The sequence below is a fragment of the Serratia sp. Z4 genome, assembly GCF_009900725.1.
Classification (GTDB): Bacteria; Pseudomonadota; Gammaproteobacteria; order Enterobacterales; family Enterobacteriaceae; genus Serratia; species Serratia nematodiphila.
Genome location: NZ_JAAABD010000008.1, coordinates 190,058 through 207,453 on the forward strand (window position 1 = coordinate 190,058; position 17,396 = coordinate 207,453).

The following is a 17,396-nucleotide window of genomic DNA, read 5'->3' on the forward strand; positions in this document are numbered from 1 at the left end:
CGGGGCGCGGCATGCCGCGCCCTTATTGATCGCGCAGTTTGCGCTTGAGCCAGATGCCGTGGTGCGGGCGCTGGCGCCAGGCCAGCGACGAAATGGTATGCATCACGCTCAGGTGCGACAAAATGCGCCGCAAATGACGTTCCATCTCGGTGACGGGCATGTCCGGATGCAGATCCGGCGGCTGCATGATGCCGCTGTTGTCACTGCTCGGGCCGTCGTATTCCAACCGCTGCTGGCAGCTTTGCAGCGCAATTTCACAGGTTTGCAGATAGGCTTCCGCCAGTTTCGGCGTCAGCATGTAGTGCTCGCGCGCCAGAATGGTCATGGCGTTCAGGTGTTCGACGATGAACTGGCTGTGCGTGACCCACAGCCGCATGTCCGCCAGATAATTCGACGCGAACCCCGGCTCCTGCATCGCCTGATTGAGCGAGGTGAACAGCGCATTGTGCGCCTGGTTGACCTGCATGCGGGTATAGGCCAACGCGGTGGCATCCGGTTCCGGCTGCTTCAGCATCAGCCGCAGCGCGGCTTGATCGTTCTCCAGCGCCTGATGGGCATTCTTGCGCAGCAGCCCGCTTTGCCACTGCGGCCACAGCCAAATGGTGCCGCCGAACGCCAGCACGCAGCCTATCAGCGTGTCGATCAGACGCGGCACCAGAAAATGCGAGCCGTTCAGCGCCAGCAGCTGCAGGGTGTAAACCGCCGTGACCGTAAAGCCAATCACCGACAGCCCGTAGTTCTTGCGCGAAACCAGGTAGGCCAGCAGCGTGATCACCAGCATGATGCTCAGCGTTTCTCCTTCCGGCAGCTGCAGCTGCAACAGCCCGGCCGCCAGCAATAGCCCGGCAATCGTGCCCAGCGCACGGTGCTGAATACGCACCCGGGTGGCGTTATACCCGTTTTGGCTCACCAGCATGATGGTGAGCAGGATCCAGTAAGGCTTCGGCAGGTTGAAAACCGCACCCAGGCTGCTGCCGACCGCCAGCGTCACCCCCAGCCGCGCGGCGTTGCGCAGGGCGGTGGATTTGAACGACAGGTAGCTGGCCAGCGCCGGCCAAAACGGCAGGCGGTGCTGGCCGGGCATCAGGTCGCGGCGGTACAGCGGATGCTGGGTGCGCAGCAGGCGAGCGATGCGGCTGAAGTGGTAATAACAAAACTGGCCGACCGGGTTATCGGGATGCTGCGCCGCCATTTTTTCCAGCGCCGCCAGTTCGTGGCTCATGGAGAAGCGCTTCGAATGTTGATGGTAGAGAATATCGTGCGCCACCACGCGCAGCCGGCCGGCGATCACCTGAGCGTTGCGGCGAATGATCGCTTCGGCCTGGCTCTGCTCCACCAGTTTTTGCACCTCCTCCGGCAGATGCAGGCTGACGGTGATGTGCTCCTGCAGATCCATCGCCACCTGAAAGGCGCGCTGCAGGCGCTTTTGTTCGAGGTTGTTGGCGTGCGGCAGGAAATTGAGCTGTTGGTATAAAAGGCTGATCAGATCCATCACCTTTTGTTGGCGCACCAGCAGCGGCGGCAGCGCGGTTTGCGGATCGGTGTGCTGGGTCAGCAACGAGTATTTGGCTTCGAAATAGTCAGCCAGCTCCAGATAGAGCTGGCTGAGCGTCTCGCGCATTGGCTGTTCTTTCCACCGCTTGAACCAGAACCAGGTGAATAAGCCGTACCAGACGGTGCCGATCGCGTACAGCAGCGGCGCCTGCCAGAGGGGTACCGTGCCGGCCGTGCTGAGGGCGAAAATGGCGGCCACCAGCGCCGCCGGCAACAGCCGGGCGTGCAGCGGGCTGATTTCGCCGGTGACGCCGAGCAGCAGCGCCAGGCCCAGCATCAGCGCCGGCAGCGGCACGTGCCACAGCAGTGCCTGTTGCAGCAGCACGCTGCTGAAGGCGAACAGCGAGCCGCCGACGATCAGCCGTTTAAAGAAGCGCTTATGCGGCGTGTCCAGACCGGCGATATTGCAGCAGGCGGGCACCAGAGAGAACATCAGGCCGAGCTGCAGCTGGCCTATTAACAAGCCGAACAGCACCGGCAGACACAACACCAGCGTTTGTCGCAGTGCGTAGTTGATTTCCGGGTGGTAGATCAGGCGGCGCCACATGGCAGAGAGCAGATAAAAAAACGGCGCAGACTGCGCCGTTTCTTCGGGGATTAACGGGTGCCGTAGACGACAATGGTTTTGCCGTGGGCGGAAATCAGGTTTTGATCTTCCAGCATTTTCAGAATACGGCCAACGGTTTCACGCGAGCAGCCGACGATCTGGCCGATCTCCTGACGGGTGATCTTGATCTGCATGCCGTCCGGGTGAGTCATGGCGTCAGGTTGCTTCGCCAGATTCAGCAGGGTTTGCGCGATGCGGCCGGTCACGTCCAGGAAGGCGAGGTTGCCCACTTTTTCGGAGGTGACCTGCAGGCGGCTCGCCATTTGGGCGGACAGACGCATCAGGATGTCCGGGTTCACCTGGATCAGCTGGCGGAATTTCTTGTAGGAAATTTCGGCCACTTCACAGGCGGTTTTCGCGCGAACCCAGGCGCTGCGCTCCTGGCCTTCTTCGAACAATCCGAGCTCGCCGATGAAATCCCCCTGGTTGAGGTAGGACAGGATCATCTCTTTACCTTCTTCATCCTTGATCAGCACCGCGACGGAGCCTTTCACGATGTAGTAAAGCGTTTCGGCCTTTTCACCTTGGTGAATCAGCGTACTCTTCGATGGATATTTGTGGATATGGCAATGAGACAGGAACCATTCGAGAGTAGGGTCTGTTTGCGGTTTGCCGAGAACCATTCGCTGTTATCCTCTGTTGTTATCGCTGCCTTGTGTCACAGGGGTCAGAGTTCCCTGTAAAACCCGCCTGTAGCCGCAGTTATGAGCGAGGGCTACCGGCAAGTTTTGAGGCGTGTCATAAAAATACGCTGTCGCTCTAGCATATTAACTTGCCGTAAGCGCTGCAAGCTACATTCTGTTAACATACCGGTAAAGGAGCCTTTCTCTGGGCGTTTCCCTGAAATGCAGTGTCCCGGAAAGATTTATTGCGGCTCTGTTTGTAGCACAGAGTAAGGCGGGTGTCTCGTGTTGTCTCGCTTCAGCATGATTAGCATCAGGTTACGTTGCCTGTTTCTATGCGAAAGCGTACTCTGATTTTAAGAAATCAACCGGAGTGACCAGAATGCAGGCAAGAGTTAAATGGGTGGAAGGGTTAACGTTTTTGGGTGAATCGGCCTCCGGCCACCAGGTGCTGATGGACGGCAACGCCGGTGATAAAGCGCCCAGCCCGATGGAGATGGTGCTGATGTCGGTGGGCGGCTGCAGCGCGATCGACGTGGTATCCATCCTGCAAAAGGGGCGCAACGACGTGCGCGACTGCGAGGTGAAGCTGACCTCCGAGCGCCGCGAAGAAGCCCCGCGGTTGTTCACCCATATCAACCTGCACTTCATCGTGACCGGCCAGGATCTGACCGACAAGATCGTCGAACGTGCGGTGAACCTGTCGGCGGAGAAATACTGCTCGGTGGCGCTGATGCTCAACAAGGCCGCCACGGTAACCCACAGCTTCGAGATCCGCCAACCGGCGTAATCGAGGCGGAGCGCGGCCGGCGCCGCGCTCAACGCATTTATTCGATCTTCTTGCCTTCCAGCAACCGTTGCACCAGCGGCGCCATGATCAGCTCCATCGCCAGCCCCATTTTGCCGCCCGGCACCACTAACGTATTGATGTGCGAGATAAACGATCCCTGCAGCATCGCCAGCAAGTAGGGGAAGTCGATCTGGTCCAGCCCGCGGAAGTGGATCACCACGAAGCTTTCATCCAGTGAGGGAATGGCCTTGGCGGCGAACGGGTTGGAGGTGTCCACCGTCGGCACGCGCTGGAAGTTGATGTGGGTGCGCGAGAACTGCGGCGTAATGTAGTTGATGTAGTCTTCCATCGAGCGCACTACCGAATCCATCACCGCTTCGCGGGAGTGGCCGCGTTCGCCGGTATCGCGGATCAGCTTCTGGATCCACTCCAGGTTGACGATCGGCACCACGCCGACCAGCAGATCGACGTGTTTGGCCACGTCATGGTGCTCAGTAACCACGCCGCCGTGCAGCCCCTCGTAGAACAGCACGTCGGTCGGCGCCGGCAGCGGCTCCCACGGGGTGAAGGTGCCCGGCACCTGATTGTAGGGCACCGCTTCGTCGTAGGTGTGCAGGTACTTGCGCGAACGGCCGGTGCCGTTTTTGCCGTAGTCGATAAAGCTCTGCTGCAGCAGGCCGAAGTCGTTGGCCTCGGGGCCGAAATAGCTGATGTGTCTGCCCAGATCGCGCGCCTTGCGGATCGCCGCGTCCATTTCCGGCCGGGTATAGCGGTGGAAGCTGTCGCCCTCCAGCTCGGCGGCGCGGATCTTGAGCTGCTGGAAGATTTTACGGAACGCCACGCTGGTGGTGGTGGTGCCGGCGCCGCTGGAACCGGTCACCGCGATAACGGGATGTTTGGCAGACATGATGGTTGTCACTCCGTGTTGAATGCGCCGGCGTCAGGGGATTATTGTGGCTCTTGTTGACGCTCTCTATGTCAGGAAAAAATGGCGCGTGCTGGTTTGCAATGTCCCATTGTTACCTGATTTTTTCCGTCAGTCATAGAACCGGGCGCCACTAAATTTCTTCCTGCCCGGCGCGGAATTGGCCGCGCGGCATGATGTTGACGCTCTCATGCAGTTCCGACCACACCAGCACCACTTCGCCGTTTTTCAGCTGGCGGCGCACGTCCTCCACCTTCTGCTCCAGCGAGCGTTCGTGTTCGCCGTAATCGGTGCCTTCGCGCAGCACAAAGGATTCGATCAGGCTGTTCAGGGTGTCGGTTGCCAGTTCTTGCCAGGGAATAATCACGTCGGAATGTCCAGATAAGGGGAAAGCCAGGCCGGAATGCGATGCTCCAGCCACATGTGCGGTTTTTTCAGCGTGCCGCCGACGAAGCCGACGTGGCCGCCGAACTCAGTCAGCTGATATTCGATATTGCGCGGCAGGCCGGCGACGTCGGGGATCACCTCAGGGGTCATGAAAGGGTCGTCCTTCGCATGGATGATCAGCAGCGGCGTCTGGATAGACGGCAACAGCGGCAGGGCGCTGCAGCGGCGATAATAGTCGGTGGCGTCGCTGAAGCCGTGAATGCGCGAGGTGATGGCGTCGTCGAATTCGCGAATGCGTCGCAACCCGTTCAGCTGTGACAGTTTGAGCGGCAGAGTGTCCGGGTAGTGCAACAGCTTGCGGGTGGCGTTTTGTTTCAGCTGCCCCAGCAGGTAGCGCTGATAAACGCGGGAGAAGCCTTGCTCCATGCGGTAGGCGCAGGGTTCCAGCATCAGCGGCGCCGAGACCACCACCGCCGCCTGCAGCAGGCTGTCGGCGCCTTGCTGCGCCAGATAACAGGCCAGCATGTTGCCGCCGAGCGAAACGCCTACCGCCGCGGTTGGCACCTCACCGTAGCTGTCGCGCAGCCAGCGCAGAAAGAAGCGCGCGTCTTCGGTTTCACCGGAGTGGTAGATGCGCTGCTTGCGGTTGGGTACGCCGCTGCAGCCGCGAAAGTGCATCACCACCCCGAGCCAGCCGCGCTCGCGCCAGGCGTTGAGCAGGCCGTGTGCGTAGGGGCTGTAGAAGCTGCCTTCCAGGCCATGAAACAGCACTGCACGCGGTTTGTCGCGCGCCTGCGCCGGATCCTCGCTCCAGGCGAGATCGACGAAATCGCCGTCGGGCAATTCCAGCCGTTGCCAATGCGGTTTCAATAACACGCGGCGGCGCACCAGCCGCGGCAACAGCGTTTGCAGGTGCGGGTTACTGGCCCCTGTCAGAGGGCGAAAGGTGTTAGGCATAGGCTGAGTAAAATGTTGTGGGCGGCTATTGTGAGATCCCTAGCGCACTGTTAGCTTCAATACCAAGAATTATCAATGATACTGCAAAAAAGCGCCTTGGGTGAGGAGCACCCGTGCCATGGAACCGAGTTTATTCCTTTCGATGCTGGGCTTCCTGTGGGTCGCCGCCATCACGCCTGGCCCCAATAATCTGCTGCTGACCACCTCCGGCGCTAACTTCGGCTTTATGCGATCGCTGTGGCTGATGGTCGGCATCATGCTCGGCATGCAAAGCATCTTGCTGCTGGTGGCGTTCGGCGTCGGCAGCCTGATCCTGGTCTACCCGTCGCTGCACCTGATCCTGAAAATCCTCGGCAGCCTGTACCTGCTGTGGCTGGCGTGGAAAGTGGCCACCGCCGCCTATGAAAAGCTGGAAACCGACGTGGCGCCGCCGCAGCCGGTGCGGCTGTATCAGGGCTGGCTGCTGCAGTTCCTCAACCCGAAAGCCTGGCTGATGGCGCTGGGGGCGGTGGCGAGCTTCAGCCTGGCGGGCGATAAGTACAACGGTTCCATTGCGGCGATCGCGCTGGGCATTGTGGTGGTGAACATCGTCGCCGGCATTATCTGGCTGGCGTTCGGCACGGTGCTCGGCCGCCTGCTGCGCAGCAAAAAGGCCTGGATTATCTTCAACGTTTCCATGGGGCTGCTGACTGCAGCCTGTGTATTACTGATTTGGCATTAAGGAGCGGAACGATGGCGGAAAACTATTATCACGTGGTCGCCTTTACCGGTGAGGGGTTGCGCGGCAACCCGGCCGGGGTCTGCCTGCTGACGCAGCCGCTGCCGACGGAGCGGCTGCAGGCGATCGCTAACGAGATCGGCCTGCCGGAAACCAGCTTTGTCTGGGATGACGGCGATATGACCGCCATCCGCTGGTTTACCCCGGAACGCGAGGTCGATCTTTGCGGCCACGGCACGCTGGCGGCGGCGCATGTGATGTTCAGCGCGGTTAACCCGGCGCTGAAGGATATTCGCTTCAGATCGGCCGGCGGCGAGCTGTTCGTCAAGCGCGATGAGCGGGACGGGGAGCGGCTGGTGCTTGATTTCCCCGCCAGGCCGCCGCAGAAAGTCGCCGAACCGGCGGGCCTCGCGGCGCTGCTGGGCGTGCAGCCACAGGAAGTGTGGCAGGCGAAAGCGCTGCTGGTGGTGCTTGAAAACGAGGCGCAGGTGCGCGCGCTGCGGCCGGACATCCCGGCGCTGATCGCATTGGCCGGCCGCGCGGTGATCGTCACCGCGCCGGGTGACACCGTGGACTTCGTTTCGCGCTATTTCACGCTCGACGGCGGCGAGGATCCGGTGACCGGCTCCGCGCACTGCACGCTGATGCCCTACTGGACGGCGCGTCTCGGCCGCCATCGGTTGCACGCCCGGCAGATTTCGGCGCGCGGCGGCGAGCTGTTCTGCGAACTGCAAGGGGACCGCACGCTGCTAGGCGGCTACGCTCACGTGTTCTTGCACGGGACGATCGCGCTGTGATCCGCTTTAATATTACCTAAGGTAATAAAGAAGACTTTTTTATTCTTTTATCGCCCGTCACCGCTCAGATAAAACTGTCAGCAACTGAACAGATTTTTATCAACGGAGCGGAACATGGCGGGCAAACTCTTTTCTTTACGCAACGCGGCGCTGCTGGCGTTGTCGCTCAGCGCGGCCAGCGCCTACGCGGTGGACGTGACCGTGGCGTACCAGACGTCGGCGGAGCCGGCCAAGGTGGCGCAGGCGGAAAACAGCTTCGCCAAACAGTCCGGCGCGACCGTCGACTGGCGTAAGTTCGACAGCGGTTCCAGCGTGCTGCGCGCGCTGGCCTCCGGCGACGTGCAGATCGGCAATATCGGCTCCAGCCCGCTGGCGGTGGCCGCCAGCCAAAAACTCCCCATCGAAGTGTTCCTCATCGCTTCGCAGCTCGGCAGCTCCGAAGCGCTGGTGGTGAAGAATGACATCAAAAGCCCGCAGGATCTGATCGGCAAGCGCATCGCGGTGCCGTTTATCTCCACCACCCATTACAGCCTGCTGGCTTCGCTCAAACATTGGGGCATCAAGCCGGAGCAGGTGAAGATCCTCAATCTGCAGCCGCCGGCCATCGCCGCCGCCTGGCAGCGCGGCGACATCGACGGCGCTTACGTCTGGGCGCCGGTGGTCAACGAACTGGCCAAACAGGGCAAGGTGCTGACCGACTCCGCGCAGGTGGGCGAATGGGGCTCGCCGACGCTGGACGTGTGGGTGGTGCGCAAAGACTTCGCAGAGAAACATCCCGACGTAGTAACCGCCTTTGCCGCCAGCGCCCTGCAGGCGCAAAAGGCCTACCTGGCGGCACCGGAACAGTGGCTGAAAGATCCGAGCCATCTCAGCACACTGGCGCGCCTGAGCGGCGTGCCGGAAGCGCAGGTGCCGGAACTGGTGAAGGGGAACCGTTATCTGCCGGTGGCCGATCAGGTAGCCCAACTCGGCCAGCCGGTGGACAAGGCAATCCGCGATACCGCCGAATTCCTCAAGCAGCAGGGCAAGATCCCGCAGGTCGACAGCGACTACAGCGCTTACGTCACCGACCGTTTTGTGAAACAGGTGCAGGCTGCGCCGCAGTCGTAAGGAAGCAGGATGCTAAACGTCAGCCATCTTTCAGCAGAGTATCAGGGGCGGCCCGCGCTGCGTGACGTGTCGTTCCAGATCGCCGCCGGGCAACTGGTGGTGGTGCTCGGCCCGTCGGGCTGCGGCAAAACCACGCTGCTGAATTTAATCGCCGGGTTTATCGAGCCTTCAGCTGGCAGCATCACGCTGGATGGAACGTCCGTTCATGGCCCAAGCGCCGAACGGGGCGTGGTGTTCCAGCATGAGGGCTTACTGCCGTGGCGTAACGTGGTGGACAACGTCGAGTTCGGCCTGCAGCTGGCCGGCGTCGGCAAGGCGCAGCGCCGCCAGGTGGCGGAGCAGATGTTGCAGCGCGTCGGTCTGGCCGGTTACGAGCGGCATTTCATCTGGCAGCTTTCCGGCGGCATGCGCCAACGCGTCGGCATCGCTCGCGCCCTGGCCGCCGATCCGCGTCTGCTGTTGCTGGATGAACCGTTCGGCGCGCTGGACGCGTTCACGCGCGAGCAGATGCAGGAGTTGTTGTTGACCATCTGGCGAGATACCGGCAAACAGGTGCTGCTGATCACCCACGATATCGAAGAGGCGGTGTTCCTCGCCAGTGAACTGTTACTGCTGTCGCCGGGGCCGGGGCAGGTGGTGGAGCGGCTGTCGCTGAACTTCGGCCAGCGCTATGCCGACGGCGAAGCCTGCCGCGCCATCAAGTCCGATCCTGAATTTATCGCGCAGCGCGAATACGTGCTGGGCAAAGTTTTCCAACAGCGCGAGGCCTTGCTATGAGCCTGCATTCCACTCTGAAGGCTGCAGCCCAGCCGCAGGGCAAAGCGGCGCGCCGTTTCAGCGTGCCGCGCAACGTTTGGTTGAGCGGCGCCACGCTGTTGACGGTGTTGATCGTCTGGTGGGGCGTGACGGCGCTGCAGCTGATCAGCCCGCTGTTCCTACCGGCGCCGCAGCAGGTATTACATCAGCTGATCACCATCGCCAGCCCGCAAGGCTTTATGGACGCCACGCTGTGGCAGCATCTGGCGGCCAGCCTGGGGCGCATTTTGGTGGCGCTGCTGGCGGCGGTGATCGTCGGCATTCCGGTGGGCATCGCCATGGGGCTGAACGACACGGTGCGCGGCATCCTCGATCCGCTGATTGAGATCTATCGTCCGGTCCCGCCGCTGGCCTATCTGCCGCTGATGGTGATTTGGTTCGGCATCGGCGAGACCTCGAAAATCTTGCTGATTTATCTGGCGATCTTCGCGCCGGTGACGCTCTCCGCCGTGGCCGGCGTGCGCAGCGTGGCACAGGTACGAGTGCGCGCCGCCCGCGCGTTGGGCGCCACGCGTTGGCAGGTGCTGCGTTTCGTGGTACTGCCGAGCGCGCTGCCGGAGATCCTGACCGGCATTCGCATTGGGCTGGGCGTCGGCTGGTCGACGCTGGTGGCCGCCGAACTGATCGCCGCCACGCGCGGCCTGGGATTTATGGTGCAATCCGCCGGTGAGTTTCTGGCGACCGACGTGGTGCTGGCCGGCATCGGCGTGATTGCGGTGATTGCATTTGGGTTGGAGCTGGGGCTGCGCGCCCTGCAGCGCCGATTGACCCCGTGGCATGGAGTACAGCAATGAACGAACGTCTGAATATCACCCCGCTGGGGCCTTACATCGGGGCGCTGGTGGAAAATGTCGAGTTGGCCCGGCCGTTGGGCGATGGCCAGTTTGAACAGCTTTATCATGCGCTGCTCAAGCATCAGGTGCTGTTCTTCCGCAACCAGCCGATCACGCCGTTGCAGCAGCGCGATCTGGCCGGGCGCTTCGGCGATCTGCATATCCATCCGGTCTATCCGCACGCCACCGACGTGGAAGAGATCATCGTGCTCGATACTCACGACGACAATCCGCCGGACAACGACAACTGGCACACCGACGTGACCTTTATCGAGAACCCGCCGCTGGGCGCGATCCTGGCGGCCAAGACCTTGCCTGCCACCGGCGGCGATACGCTGTGGGCCAGCGGCATCGCGGCCTACGAAGCGCTGTCGGCGCCGTTCAGAACGCTGCTCGCGGGGTTGCACGCAGAGCATGACTTCACCAAGTCGTTCCCGGAGCACAAGCATCGCGGTAGCGAAGAAGAACACCAGCGTTGGCAACTGGCGGTGCAGAAAAACCCGCCGCTGCTGCATCCGGTGGTGCGCACTCACCCGGTCAGCGGCCGACAGGCGCTGTTCGTCAATGAAGGGTTCACCACGCGGATCGTGGATGTGGCGCCGAAGGAGAGCGATGCTTTACTGAATTTCCTGTTCGCTCACATCACTAAGCCGGAGTTTCAGGTGCGCTGGCGCTGGCAGGAAAATGACGTGGCGATCTGGGATAACCGCGTGACGCAGCACTACGCCAACGCGGATTATCTGCCGCAGCGGCGCATCATGCACCGCGCGACCATTCTGGGGGATAAACCTTTTTACAAGGCCTGAGGCTTAGGCTTCGAACGCCTGCGTTAACTGCTCCAGCTGTTCCTGCGCATCCAGCCAGGTCATTTCCGTCTCTTCCAACGCGGATTTGGCTTGGCTTTGCTTTTGCAGGCAGTCGGTCAACTCGGCCTTGCGGCTGATGTCGTACAGCGCGGGATCCGCCAGCTGTTCCTCCACCGCCGCCAGTTCGGCGCCCAGTTTTTCCATCTGCTGTTCCAGCTTGGCGATCTGCTTGCGCAGCGGTTGGGTTTGCGTACGGAACTCCGCCTCGCGGCGTTTTTGATCCTTGCGCGCCTGCGCGCTGTTGCCGCCGCTCTCTTTTTCCGGCGCGTCCTGCTGGCTTTCCTGGCGCTGCAGGTCGACAAGCCACTGCTGATAATCGTCGAGATCGCCTTCGAAAGGCTCGACCTGGCCATCGTGCACCAGGTACAGATCGTCGGTGGTGGAGCGCAGCAGGTGACGGTCGTGCGATACCACCACCAACGCGCCTTCGAAATCGATCAGCGCCTCGGTCAGCGCCTGACGCATGTCGAGATCCAGGTGGTTGGTCGGTTCATCGAGCAGCAGCAGGTTCGGGCGCTGCCAGACGATCAGCGCCAGCACCAGCCGCGCCTTCTCGCCGCCGGAGAAACGCTCGGTCATTTCGCTGACCTTGTCGCCCTGGAAGCCGAAACCGCCCAGATAGTCGCGCAGCTGCTGCTCCAGCACCCTTGGGGCGATGCGGCTCAGGTGCTGCAGCGGCGATTCGTCGGCGCGCAAAAATTCCAGCTGATGCTGGGCGAAGTAACCCAGCTTGATGCCTTTCGCCAGGCCGATCTCGCCGCTCAGCGGCTCCAGGGTGCCGGCCAGCAGTTTGATCAGCGTCGATTTCCCGGCGCCGTTGCGGCCGAGCAGGCCAATGCGCGAGCCGGGCACCAGGTTCAGCTTGATTGACTTCAGGATCACTTTATCGCCATACCCGGCGCTGACTTTTTCCATGCGCAGCAGCGGGTTCGGCAGGCTTTCCGGCGGGCGGAAGCTGAAGGTGAACGGGTTGTCGACGTGCGCCGGGGCTATCAGCTCCATGCGCTCCAGCATCTTGATGCGGCTCTGCGCCTGTTTGGCCTTGGTGGCCTGCGCGCGGAAACGGTCGATATAGCTTTGCAGGTGCGCCACTTTCTCTTGCTGGTGCTGATACAGCGACTGCTGCTGCGCCAGCTTGGTGGCGCGCTGGCGTTCGAACGACGAGTAGTTGCCGGTGTACTCGTTCATCGTCTGCTGTTCGATATGCAGGATCTTGTCGACGATCGGATCGAGGAAGTCGCGGTCGTGCGAGATCAGCACCAGCGTGCCGGGATAGCTTTTCAGCCAGCGCTCCAGCCAGATCACCGCATCGAGATCCAGGTGGTTGGTCGGTTCGTCGAGCAGCAGCAGATCGGAACGGCACACCAACGCCTGCGCCAGGTTGAGGCGCATGCGCCAGCCGCCGGAAAAGTCGCGTACCGGGCTTTGCAGTTGTTCGTTGGAGAAGCCGAGGCCGTGCAGCAGGCTGGCGGCGCGGGAACGGATGGTCCAGGCGTCGATGGCGTCCAGCTTGCCGTGCAGGGTGGCGATGGCGTGGCCGTCGTTGCGATCGTTGGCCGTCTGCAACTCGGCTTCAAGCTGGCGAAACTCGCGGTCGCCGTCGATAACATACTCGATCGCCGGCACATCCAGCGCCGGCGTCTCCTGGTTGACCCAGGCCAGCGCCCAGTTGCCGGGGAAGGTGAAACTGCCGCCGTCCGCCGCGATCTCGCCCTTCAGCAGCGACAGCAGCGTGGATTTGCCGCAGCCGTTTTTGCCCACCAGGCCGACCTTCTGACCGGGATTAACCGTCGCCGTGGCGTTGTCCAGCAGGACGCGAATGCCGCGTCGGATTTGTAGCGAGGAGAATACAATCATAAAGCGCCGTATGTTCAGAGTATGTTAAATTATCATTAAGGTAACAGAACGCGCACCGCGCGCTGTTTTTGTCTTTGCGATGCATGGTAACGGAAAACCGCTACCCTGACGACGCTTTGGAGGGGAATGATGTCGCAGCCGCCCAAGGTCTTGCTGCTGTATGCCCATCCGGAATCTCATGACTCGGTGGCGAACCGGGTTTTGCTTCGACCGGCGCAGCAGTTGGAACATGTCACCGTGCACGATCTCTACGCGCACTATCCTGATTTTTTTATCGATATCCATCACGAACAACAGCTGCTGCGTGAGCACCAGGTCATCGTGTTTCAGCATCCTCTTTATACCTACAGCTGCCCGGCGCTGCTGAAGGAGTGGCTGGATCGCGTGCTGGCGCGCGGCTTCGCCAGCGGCGTGGGCGGCAATGCGCTGGCGGGCAAATACTGGCGCTCGGTGATCACCACCGGCGAGCCGGAAGGCGCCTACCGTACCGGCGGTTATAACCACTATCCGATGGAAGATATCCTGCGGCCGTTCGAGCTGACCGCCGGGATGTGCCATATGCATTGGTTGACGCCGTTCGTGGTGTATTGGGCGCGGCGGCAAAAGCCGGAGGTGCTGCGCAGCCATGCGGACGCCTACGGGGACTGGCTGAGCCACCCGCTGCCGCACGGAGGACGATGATCATGGAAGGATCGACCTTACTGACCGCCATTTTGCTGTTCCTGTTCGCCGCGGTGGTGACGGTGCCGATTGCCCGCCGTCTGGGGATCGGCGCGGTGCTGGGCTATCTGATCGCCGGTATCGCCATCGGCCCGTGGGGATTGGGCTTCATTCGCGACGTTGACGAGATCCTGCACTTCTCCGAGTTGGGCGTGGTGTTCCTGATGTTCATCATCGGCCTGGAGCTGAACCCCAGCAAGCTGTGGGAGCTGCGGCGCTCGATCTTCGGCGCCGGCGCCGGCCAGGTGTTGATCACCGCGGCGGTGCTGGGCGCATTGTTGTACCTGACGCACTTCGCCTGGCAGGCGGCGGTGATAGGCGGTATCGGCCTGGCGATGTCTTCCACCGCCATGGCGCTGCAGCTGATGCGCGAAAAGGGCATGAATCGCAACGAAGGCGGGCAGCTGGGTTTCTCGGTGCTGCTGTTCCAGGATATGGCGGTGATCCCGGCGCTGGCGTTGATCCCCATCCTGGCCGGCGCCGGCGGCACCAGCGACGACTGGGCGAAGATCGCGCTCAAGGTGGCGGCGTTCGGCGGCATGCTGATCGGCGGCCGCTTCCTGCTGCGGCCGCTGTTCCGCTATATCGCCGCTTCCGGCGTGCGCGAGATCTTCACTGCCGCGGCGCTGTTGCTGGTGCTCGGCTCGGCGCTGTTTATGGAGACGCTTGGCCTGTCGATGGCGCTCGGCACCTTCATTGCCGGCGTGCTGCTGGCGGAGAGCGAATACCGCCACGAACTGGAGATCTCCATCGAGCCGTTTAAAGGGCTGCTGCTGGGACTGTTCTTTATCTCGGTGGGCATGGTGTTGAATATCGGCGTGCTCTACACCCATCTGGCCGAGGTGTTGATCGGCGTACTGGCGCTGGTGGCGGTGAAATCCGGCGTGCTCTACGGCGTGTCGCGCCTGTTCGGCCTGCGTAGTTCGGTGCGCCTGCAGTTTGCCGGCGTGCTCAGCCAGGGCGGTGAGTTTGCCTTCGTGCTGTTTTCTGCGGCGGGCGCGCAAAAGGTGCTGCAGCCGGATCAACTCTCTTTGCTGTTGGTGGTAGTGACGCTGTCGATGATGACCACACCGTTACTCATGCAGGCCATCGACCGCATTTTGGCGCGCCGCTATAACGCCAAAGGCGAAGACGAGGAGACGCCGTACGTAGAGGACGACGATCCTCAGGTGATCATCGTTGGCTTCGGGCGTTTCGGCCAGGTGATCGGCCGCCTGTTGATGGCCAACAAAATGCGCATTACCGTACTGGAACGCGACGTCAGCGCCGTCGGGGTGCTGCGGCGTTACGGATATCAGGTTTATTACGGCGACGCCACCGAGTTGGAGCTGTTGCGCGCGGCGGGCGCCGAAAAGGCCAAGTCGATCGTGATCACCTGCAATGAGCCGGAAGACACCATGGAGATCGTGCGGCTGTGCCAGCAGCACTTCCCGAATCTGAGTATTCTGGCGCGGGCACGCGGCCGCGTGGAGGCGCATGAGTTGCTGCAGGCGGGCGTGAAACAGTTCAGCCGCGAAACCTTCTCCAGCGCGCTGGAACTGGGGCGCAAGGCGTTGATGGAGTTGGGCATGCACCCGCATCAGGCCTTCCGTGCCCAGCAGCATTTCCGCCGCCTGGATATGCGCATGCTGCGTGAACTGATGCCGCCGCATCAGGGCGACGTGGCGCAAATTTCCCGCGTGAAAGAGGCGCGGCGCGAGCTGGAAGAGCTGTTCCATCGCGAAATGCAAAAAGAAAGTCGCCAGTTTGACGGCTGGGATGAATACGAATAAGCGGGAGCATAACGATGTCTGCAACACGTAAGAGATTTATCGCCGGGGCGGTGTGCCCAAGCTGTAGCGCCATGGATACGCTGGCGGTGTGGCGGGAGGATCAGGTGGAAGTGGTGGAGTGCGTCAAGTGCGGCCATCACCAGCGCCAGACCGAGCAACAGGTGGAAAAACACGTTCGCCCGCAAGAGCAGGTGATCGGCATTTTTCAGCCGAAGTAGCGTTTTTTTATCCCGGAGGGTACAGCGAGGCAGATTTCCGTTACAATCTGTCCGGAAAAGGCGCGCATCCCGATAACGGTGCGCGTCCTAGTAGCCAACGGTAGGAGATATCATGAAAGTAGCAAAAGACTTGGTGGTCAGCCTGGCTTACCAAGTACGTACAGAAGACGGTGTTTTGGTTGATGAGTCTCCGGTGAGCGCACCGCTGGACTATCTGCACGGGCATGGTTCTCTGATCGCAGGTCTGGAAAAAGCGCTCGAAGGCCACGACGTTGGCGATCGTTTTGACGTTCACGTCGGCGCGAACGACGCGTACGGCAACTACGACGAAAACCTGGTGCAGCGCGTACCGAAAGACGTCTTCATGGGCGTTGACGAACTGCAGGTCGGCATGCGTTTCCTGGCTGACACCGATCAGGGCCCGGTACCGGTTGAAATCACCGAAGTTGACGGCGACCACGTGGTGGTTGACGGCAACCACATGCTGGCCGGCCAAAACCTGAACTTCAACGTGGAAGTTGTCGCGATCCGCGAAGCGACCGCAGAAGAACTGGCGCACGGTCACGTACACGGCGAGCACGACCATCACCACGAACACGGTGAAGGCTGCTGCGGCGGTCACGGCCACAGCCACGATCACGACCATGGTCACGACCACGGTAAAGGCGGTTGCGGTAACGGCGGTTGCGGCTGCCACTAAGCAGAACGCGATCACGAGACAAGAGGGCGGCCATCGGCTGCCCTTTTTTATGCGCGGCGCACCGGGCGCCGAACGGCACAACAGGACATGCCATGGCCACCATGAAAGACGTTGCGCGGCGCGCCGGCGTTTCCACGGCCACCGTCAGCCGGGTGATCAATAATACCGCCTACGTTGAACCGGTGACCCGCGAACGCGTCGAGAAGGCGATGCGCGAGTTTAACTACCACCGCAACGCCGCCGCGCTGGCGCTGGCGAAAAGAAGCGGCAATATGCTGGGGTTGCTGACCGGCAACCTCGACGATCCGTTTTTTTCACGCCTGGCGCGGGGCGTGGAAGACATCACGCGACAGGCCGGCGTGCGTTTGATGTTGTGCAGCGGCGGGCATCAGGCCGAACTGGAAAAAAGCGGCCTCGACTTTCTCATCAATCAGGGATGCGAAGCCATCGTGGCGCACGTCACGCGCATGGGGGAGGAGGAGCTGCTGCGCTACGCCGCCCACACGCCCGCGCTGGTGCTGATCAACCGTTACCTGCCCGCCATCGCCAACCGTTGCATCTGGCTCGACAACGCCAATGCGGCGCAGACGGCGACCAAGCTGCTCATTCGTCAGGGGCATCGGAGAATCGCCTGCGTGACGACGGATCTGCCGATCGACGACCGCGCGCAGCGGTTAGCGGGTTACCGCCAGGCCATGGCCGCCGGCGGCATTGAGGTGCCCGGCAGCTGGATCATCAGCGTGCCCTTCAATGAAAGAGGGGGCGAACTGGCGGCCGAGCGCGTTCTGGCCAGCGACCAACGCTTCACCGCCGCAGTGACGTTCAACGACGTGATGGCCGCCGGCATGATGCGCACCTGCCACCAACGGCAAGTTCAGTTGCCTGAAGCGCTGTCAATCGTCGGTTTTGACGACATTGCCCTGGCGAAATATCTCCACCCCGCGTTGACCACCGTGCATTACCCCATCGAAAAAATGGCCCGCCGCGCCGCGCGTCTGGCGCTACAAATCCACAGCGGCAGCGACGTCGCGCCGCAGAACAACCGCTTTTCGGCCGAACTTATCCTGCGAGACTCCGTCGCCGATGGTGAGAGGACTGAGCAAAGCAAGCGCGGCGAATGAGAGGCGGCTCACATAACGCCATCTC

The 17,396-nt window shown here is 61.7% G+C and carries 18 protein-coding genes; 12 read left to right on the forward strand and 6 right to left on the reverse strand.

Annotated elements, in window-relative coordinates:
* Positions 1-22 precede the first annotated feature (22 nt).
* Complete coding sequence (locus GT753_RS22100; RefSeq protein ID WP_160125957.1) at positions 23-2,101, reverse strand: YccS/YhfK family putative transporter; 2,079 nt, start codon at positions 2,099-2,101, stop codon at positions 23-25.
* A gap of 50 nt (positions 2,102-2,151) precedes the next feature.
* Complete coding sequence (crp, locus tag GT753_RS22105) at positions 2,152-2,784, reverse strand: cAMP-activated global transcriptional regulator CRP (protein WP_004090925.1); 633 nt, start codon at positions 2,782-2,784, stop codon at positions 2,152-2,154.
* 382 nt (positions 2,785-3,166) lie between these two features.
* On the opposite strand from crp, the gene GT753_RS22110 reads away from it, so the two are divergent.
* Positions 3,167-3,574 carry an OsmC family protein gene (locus GT753_RS22110; RefSeq protein ID WP_004930372.1) on the forward strand — a complete coding sequence of 136 codons (408 nt, stop codon included), beginning with the start codon at positions 3,167-3,169 and terminating at the stop codon, positions 3,572-3,574.
* 37 nt (positions 3,575-3,611) lie between these two features.
* On the opposite strand, the gene GT753_RS22115 is transcribed toward GT753_RS22110, so the two are convergent.
* The 3 genes from GT753_RS22115 to GT753_RS22125 form a co-directional block, all read right to left on the reverse strand.
* A complete protein-coding gene (locus tag GT753_RS22115; protein ID WP_075684676.1) occupies positions 3,612-4,481 on the reverse strand; it encodes a phosphoribulokinase in 870 nt (289 codons plus the stop codon).
* A gap of 151 nt (positions 4,482-4,632) precedes the next feature.
* Positions 4,633-4,866, reverse strand: a complete 234-nt coding sequence (locus GT753_RS22120) for a YheU family protein (protein WP_004930376.1) — start codon at positions 4,864-4,866, stop codon at positions 4,633-4,635.
* Complete coding sequence (locus GT753_RS22125; protein WP_015379282.1) at positions 4,863-5,843, reverse strand: hydrolase; 981 nt, start codon at positions 5,841-5,843, stop codon at positions 4,863-4,865. Before GT753_RS22125 ends, GT753_RS22120 begins: the two co-directional genes overlap by 4 nt.
* A gap of 118 nt (positions 5,844-5,961) precedes the next feature.
* Here GT753_RS22125 and GT753_RS22130 point away from each other — a divergent pair, with 118 nt between their 5' ends.
* From GT753_RS22130 to tauD, 6 genes are all read left to right on the forward strand, one after another.
* On the forward strand, positions 5,962-6,564 hold the full coding sequence (locus GT753_RS22130; protein ID WP_004930379.1) for a LysE family translocator: 603 nt from the start codon (positions 5,962-5,964) through the stop codon (positions 6,562-6,564).
* Between the two features lie 11 nt (positions 6,565-6,575).
* A complete protein-coding gene (locus GT753_RS22135) occupies positions 6,576-7,358 on the forward strand; it encodes a PhzF family phenazine biosynthesis protein (RefSeq protein WP_004930381.1) in 783 nt (260 codons plus the stop codon).
* Between the two features lie 114 nt (positions 7,359-7,472).
* Positions 7,473-8,468 (forward strand): taurine ABC transporter substrate-binding protein, encoded by a 996-nt coding sequence (tauA, locus tag GT753_RS22140; RefSeq protein WP_004930383.1) that lies wholly within the window; start codon positions 7,473-7,475, stop codon positions 8,466-8,468.
* 9 nt (positions 8,469-8,477) lie between these two features.
* The gene (gene tauB, locus GT753_RS22145; protein ID WP_048326303.1) at positions 8,478-9,245 is read left to right on the forward strand and encodes a taurine ABC transporter ATP-binding subunit; all 768 of its coding nucleotides are present in this window, start codon (positions 8,478-8,480) and stop codon (positions 9,243-9,245) included.
* Positions 9,242-10,078, forward strand: a complete 837-nt coding sequence (gene tauC / locus GT753_RS22150) for a taurine ABC transporter permease TauC (protein ID WP_033631937.1) — start codon at positions 9,242-9,244, stop codon at positions 10,076-10,078. The genes tauB and tauC overlap by 4 nt, the downstream gene beginning before the upstream one ends.
* Entirely contained in the window at positions 10,075-10,923 is an 849-nt protein-coding gene (gene tauD, locus GT753_RS22155; protein WP_075684677.1) for a taurine dioxygenase, read from the forward strand. The genes tauC and tauD overlap by 4 nt, the downstream gene beginning before the upstream one ends.
* A gap of 3 nt (positions 10,924-10,926) precedes the next feature.
* Here tauD and GT753_RS22160 read toward each other — a convergent pair whose 3' ends face one another.
* The gene (locus GT753_RS22160) at positions 10,927-12,840 is read right to left on the reverse strand and encodes an ABC transporter ATP-binding protein (RefSeq protein ID WP_075684678.1); all 1,914 of its coding nucleotides are present in this window, start codon (positions 12,838-12,840) and stop codon (positions 10,927-10,929) included.
* 129 nt (positions 12,841-12,969) lie between these two features.
* Between GT753_RS22160 and kefG the strand changes: the two genes are divergently transcribed.
* The 5 genes from kefG (at position 12,970) to GT753_RS22185 (ending at position 17,371) form a co-directional block, all read left to right on the forward strand.
* A complete protein-coding gene (gene kefG / locus GT753_RS22165; protein ID WP_004930395.1) occupies positions 12,970-13,521 on the forward strand; it encodes a glutathione-regulated potassium-efflux system ancillary protein KefG in 552 nt (183 codons plus the stop codon).
* Between the two features lie 2 nt (positions 13,522-13,523).
* On the forward strand, positions 13,524-15,332 hold the full coding sequence (gene kefB / locus GT753_RS22170) for a glutathione-regulated potassium-efflux system protein KefB (protein WP_015379275.1): 1,809 nt from the start codon (positions 13,524-13,526) through the stop codon (positions 15,330-15,332).
* 14 nt (positions 15,333-15,346) lie between these two features.
* Positions 15,347-15,550 (forward strand): YheV family putative zinc ribbon protein, encoded by a 204-nt coding sequence (locus GT753_RS22175; protein ID WP_015379274.1) that lies wholly within the window; start codon positions 15,347-15,349, stop codon positions 15,548-15,550.
* Positions 15,551-15,662: 112 nt separating this feature from the next.
* On the forward strand, positions 15,663-16,250 hold the full coding sequence (slyD, locus tag GT753_RS22180; protein WP_004930407.1) for a peptidylprolyl isomerase: 588 nt from the start codon (positions 15,663-15,665) through the stop codon (positions 16,248-16,250).
* Positions 16,251-16,342: 92 nt separating this feature from the next.
* Entirely contained in the window at positions 16,343-17,371 is a 1,029-nt protein-coding gene (locus GT753_RS22185) for a LacI family DNA-binding transcriptional regulator (protein ID WP_015379273.1), read from the forward strand.
* Positions 17,372-17,396: the final 25 nt, after the last annotated feature.

What these genes read in the sequence shown, in the direction of transcription:
- GT753_RS22100 (WP_160125957.1), bottom strand. Translation starts at nt 2,101, where the DNA reads ATGTGGCGCCGCCTGATCTACCACCCGGAAATCAACTACGCACTGCGA.
- crp (WP_004090925.1), bottom strand. Translation starts at nt 2,784, where the DNA reads ATGGTTCTCGGCAAACCGCAAACAGACCCTACTCTCGAATGGTTCCTG.
- GT753_RS22110 (WP_004930372.1), top strand. Translation starts at nt 3,167, where the DNA reads ATGCAGGCAAGAGTTAAATGGGTGGAAGGGTTAACGTTTTTGGGTGAA.
- GT753_RS22115 (WP_075684676.1), bottom strand. Translation starts at nt 4,481, where the DNA reads ATGTCTGCCAAACATCCCGTTATCGCGGTGACCGGTTCCAGCGGCGCC.
- GT753_RS22125 (WP_015379282.1), bottom strand. Translation starts at nt 5,843, where the DNA reads ATGCCTAACACCTTTCGCCCTCTGACAGGGGCCAGTAACCCGCACCTG.
- GT753_RS22130 (WP_004930379.1), top strand. Translation starts at nt 5,962, where the DNA reads ATGGAACCGAGTTTATTCCTTTCGATGCTGGGCTTCCTGTGGGTCGCC.
- GT753_RS22135 (WP_004930381.1), top strand. Translation starts at nt 6,576, where the DNA reads ATGGCGGAAAACTATTATCACGTGGTCGCCTTTACCGGTGAGGGGTTG.
- tauA (WP_004930383.1), top strand. Translation starts at nt 7,473, where the DNA reads ATGGCGGGCAAACTCTTTTCTTTACGCAACGCGGCGCTGCTGGCGTTG.
- tauB (WP_048326303.1), top strand. Translation starts at nt 8,478, where the DNA reads ATGCTAAACGTCAGCCATCTTTCAGCAGAGTATCAGGGGCGGCCCGCG.
- tauC (WP_033631937.1), top strand. Translation starts at nt 9,242, where the DNA reads ATGAGCCTGCATTCCACTCTGAAGGCTGCAGCCCAGCCGCAGGGCAAA.
- tauD (WP_075684677.1), top strand. Translation starts at nt 10,075, where the DNA reads ATGAACGAACGTCTGAATATCACCCCGCTGGGGCCTTACATCGGGGCG.
- GT753_RS22160 (WP_075684678.1), bottom strand. Translation starts at nt 12,840, where the DNA reads ATGATTGTATTCTCCTCGCTACAAATCCGACGCGGCATTCGCGTCCTG.
- kefG (WP_004930395.1), top strand. Translation starts at nt 12,970, where the DNA reads ATGTCGCAGCCGCCCAAGGTCTTGCTGCTGTATGCCCATCCGGAATCT.
- kefB (WP_015379275.1), top strand. Translation starts at nt 13,524, where the DNA reads ATGGAAGGATCGACCTTACTGACCGCCATTTTGCTGTTCCTGTTCGCC.
- GT753_RS22175 (WP_015379274.1), top strand. Translation starts at nt 15,347, where the DNA reads ATGTCTGCAACACGTAAGAGATTTATCGCCGGGGCGGTGTGCCCAAGC.
- slyD (WP_004930407.1), top strand. Translation starts at nt 15,663, where the DNA reads ATGAAAGTAGCAAAAGACTTGGTGGTCAGCCTGGCTTACCAAGTACGT.
- GT753_RS22185 (WP_015379273.1), top strand. Translation starts at nt 16,343, where the DNA reads ATGGCCACCATGAAAGACGTTGCGCGGCGCGCCGGCGTTTCCACGGCC.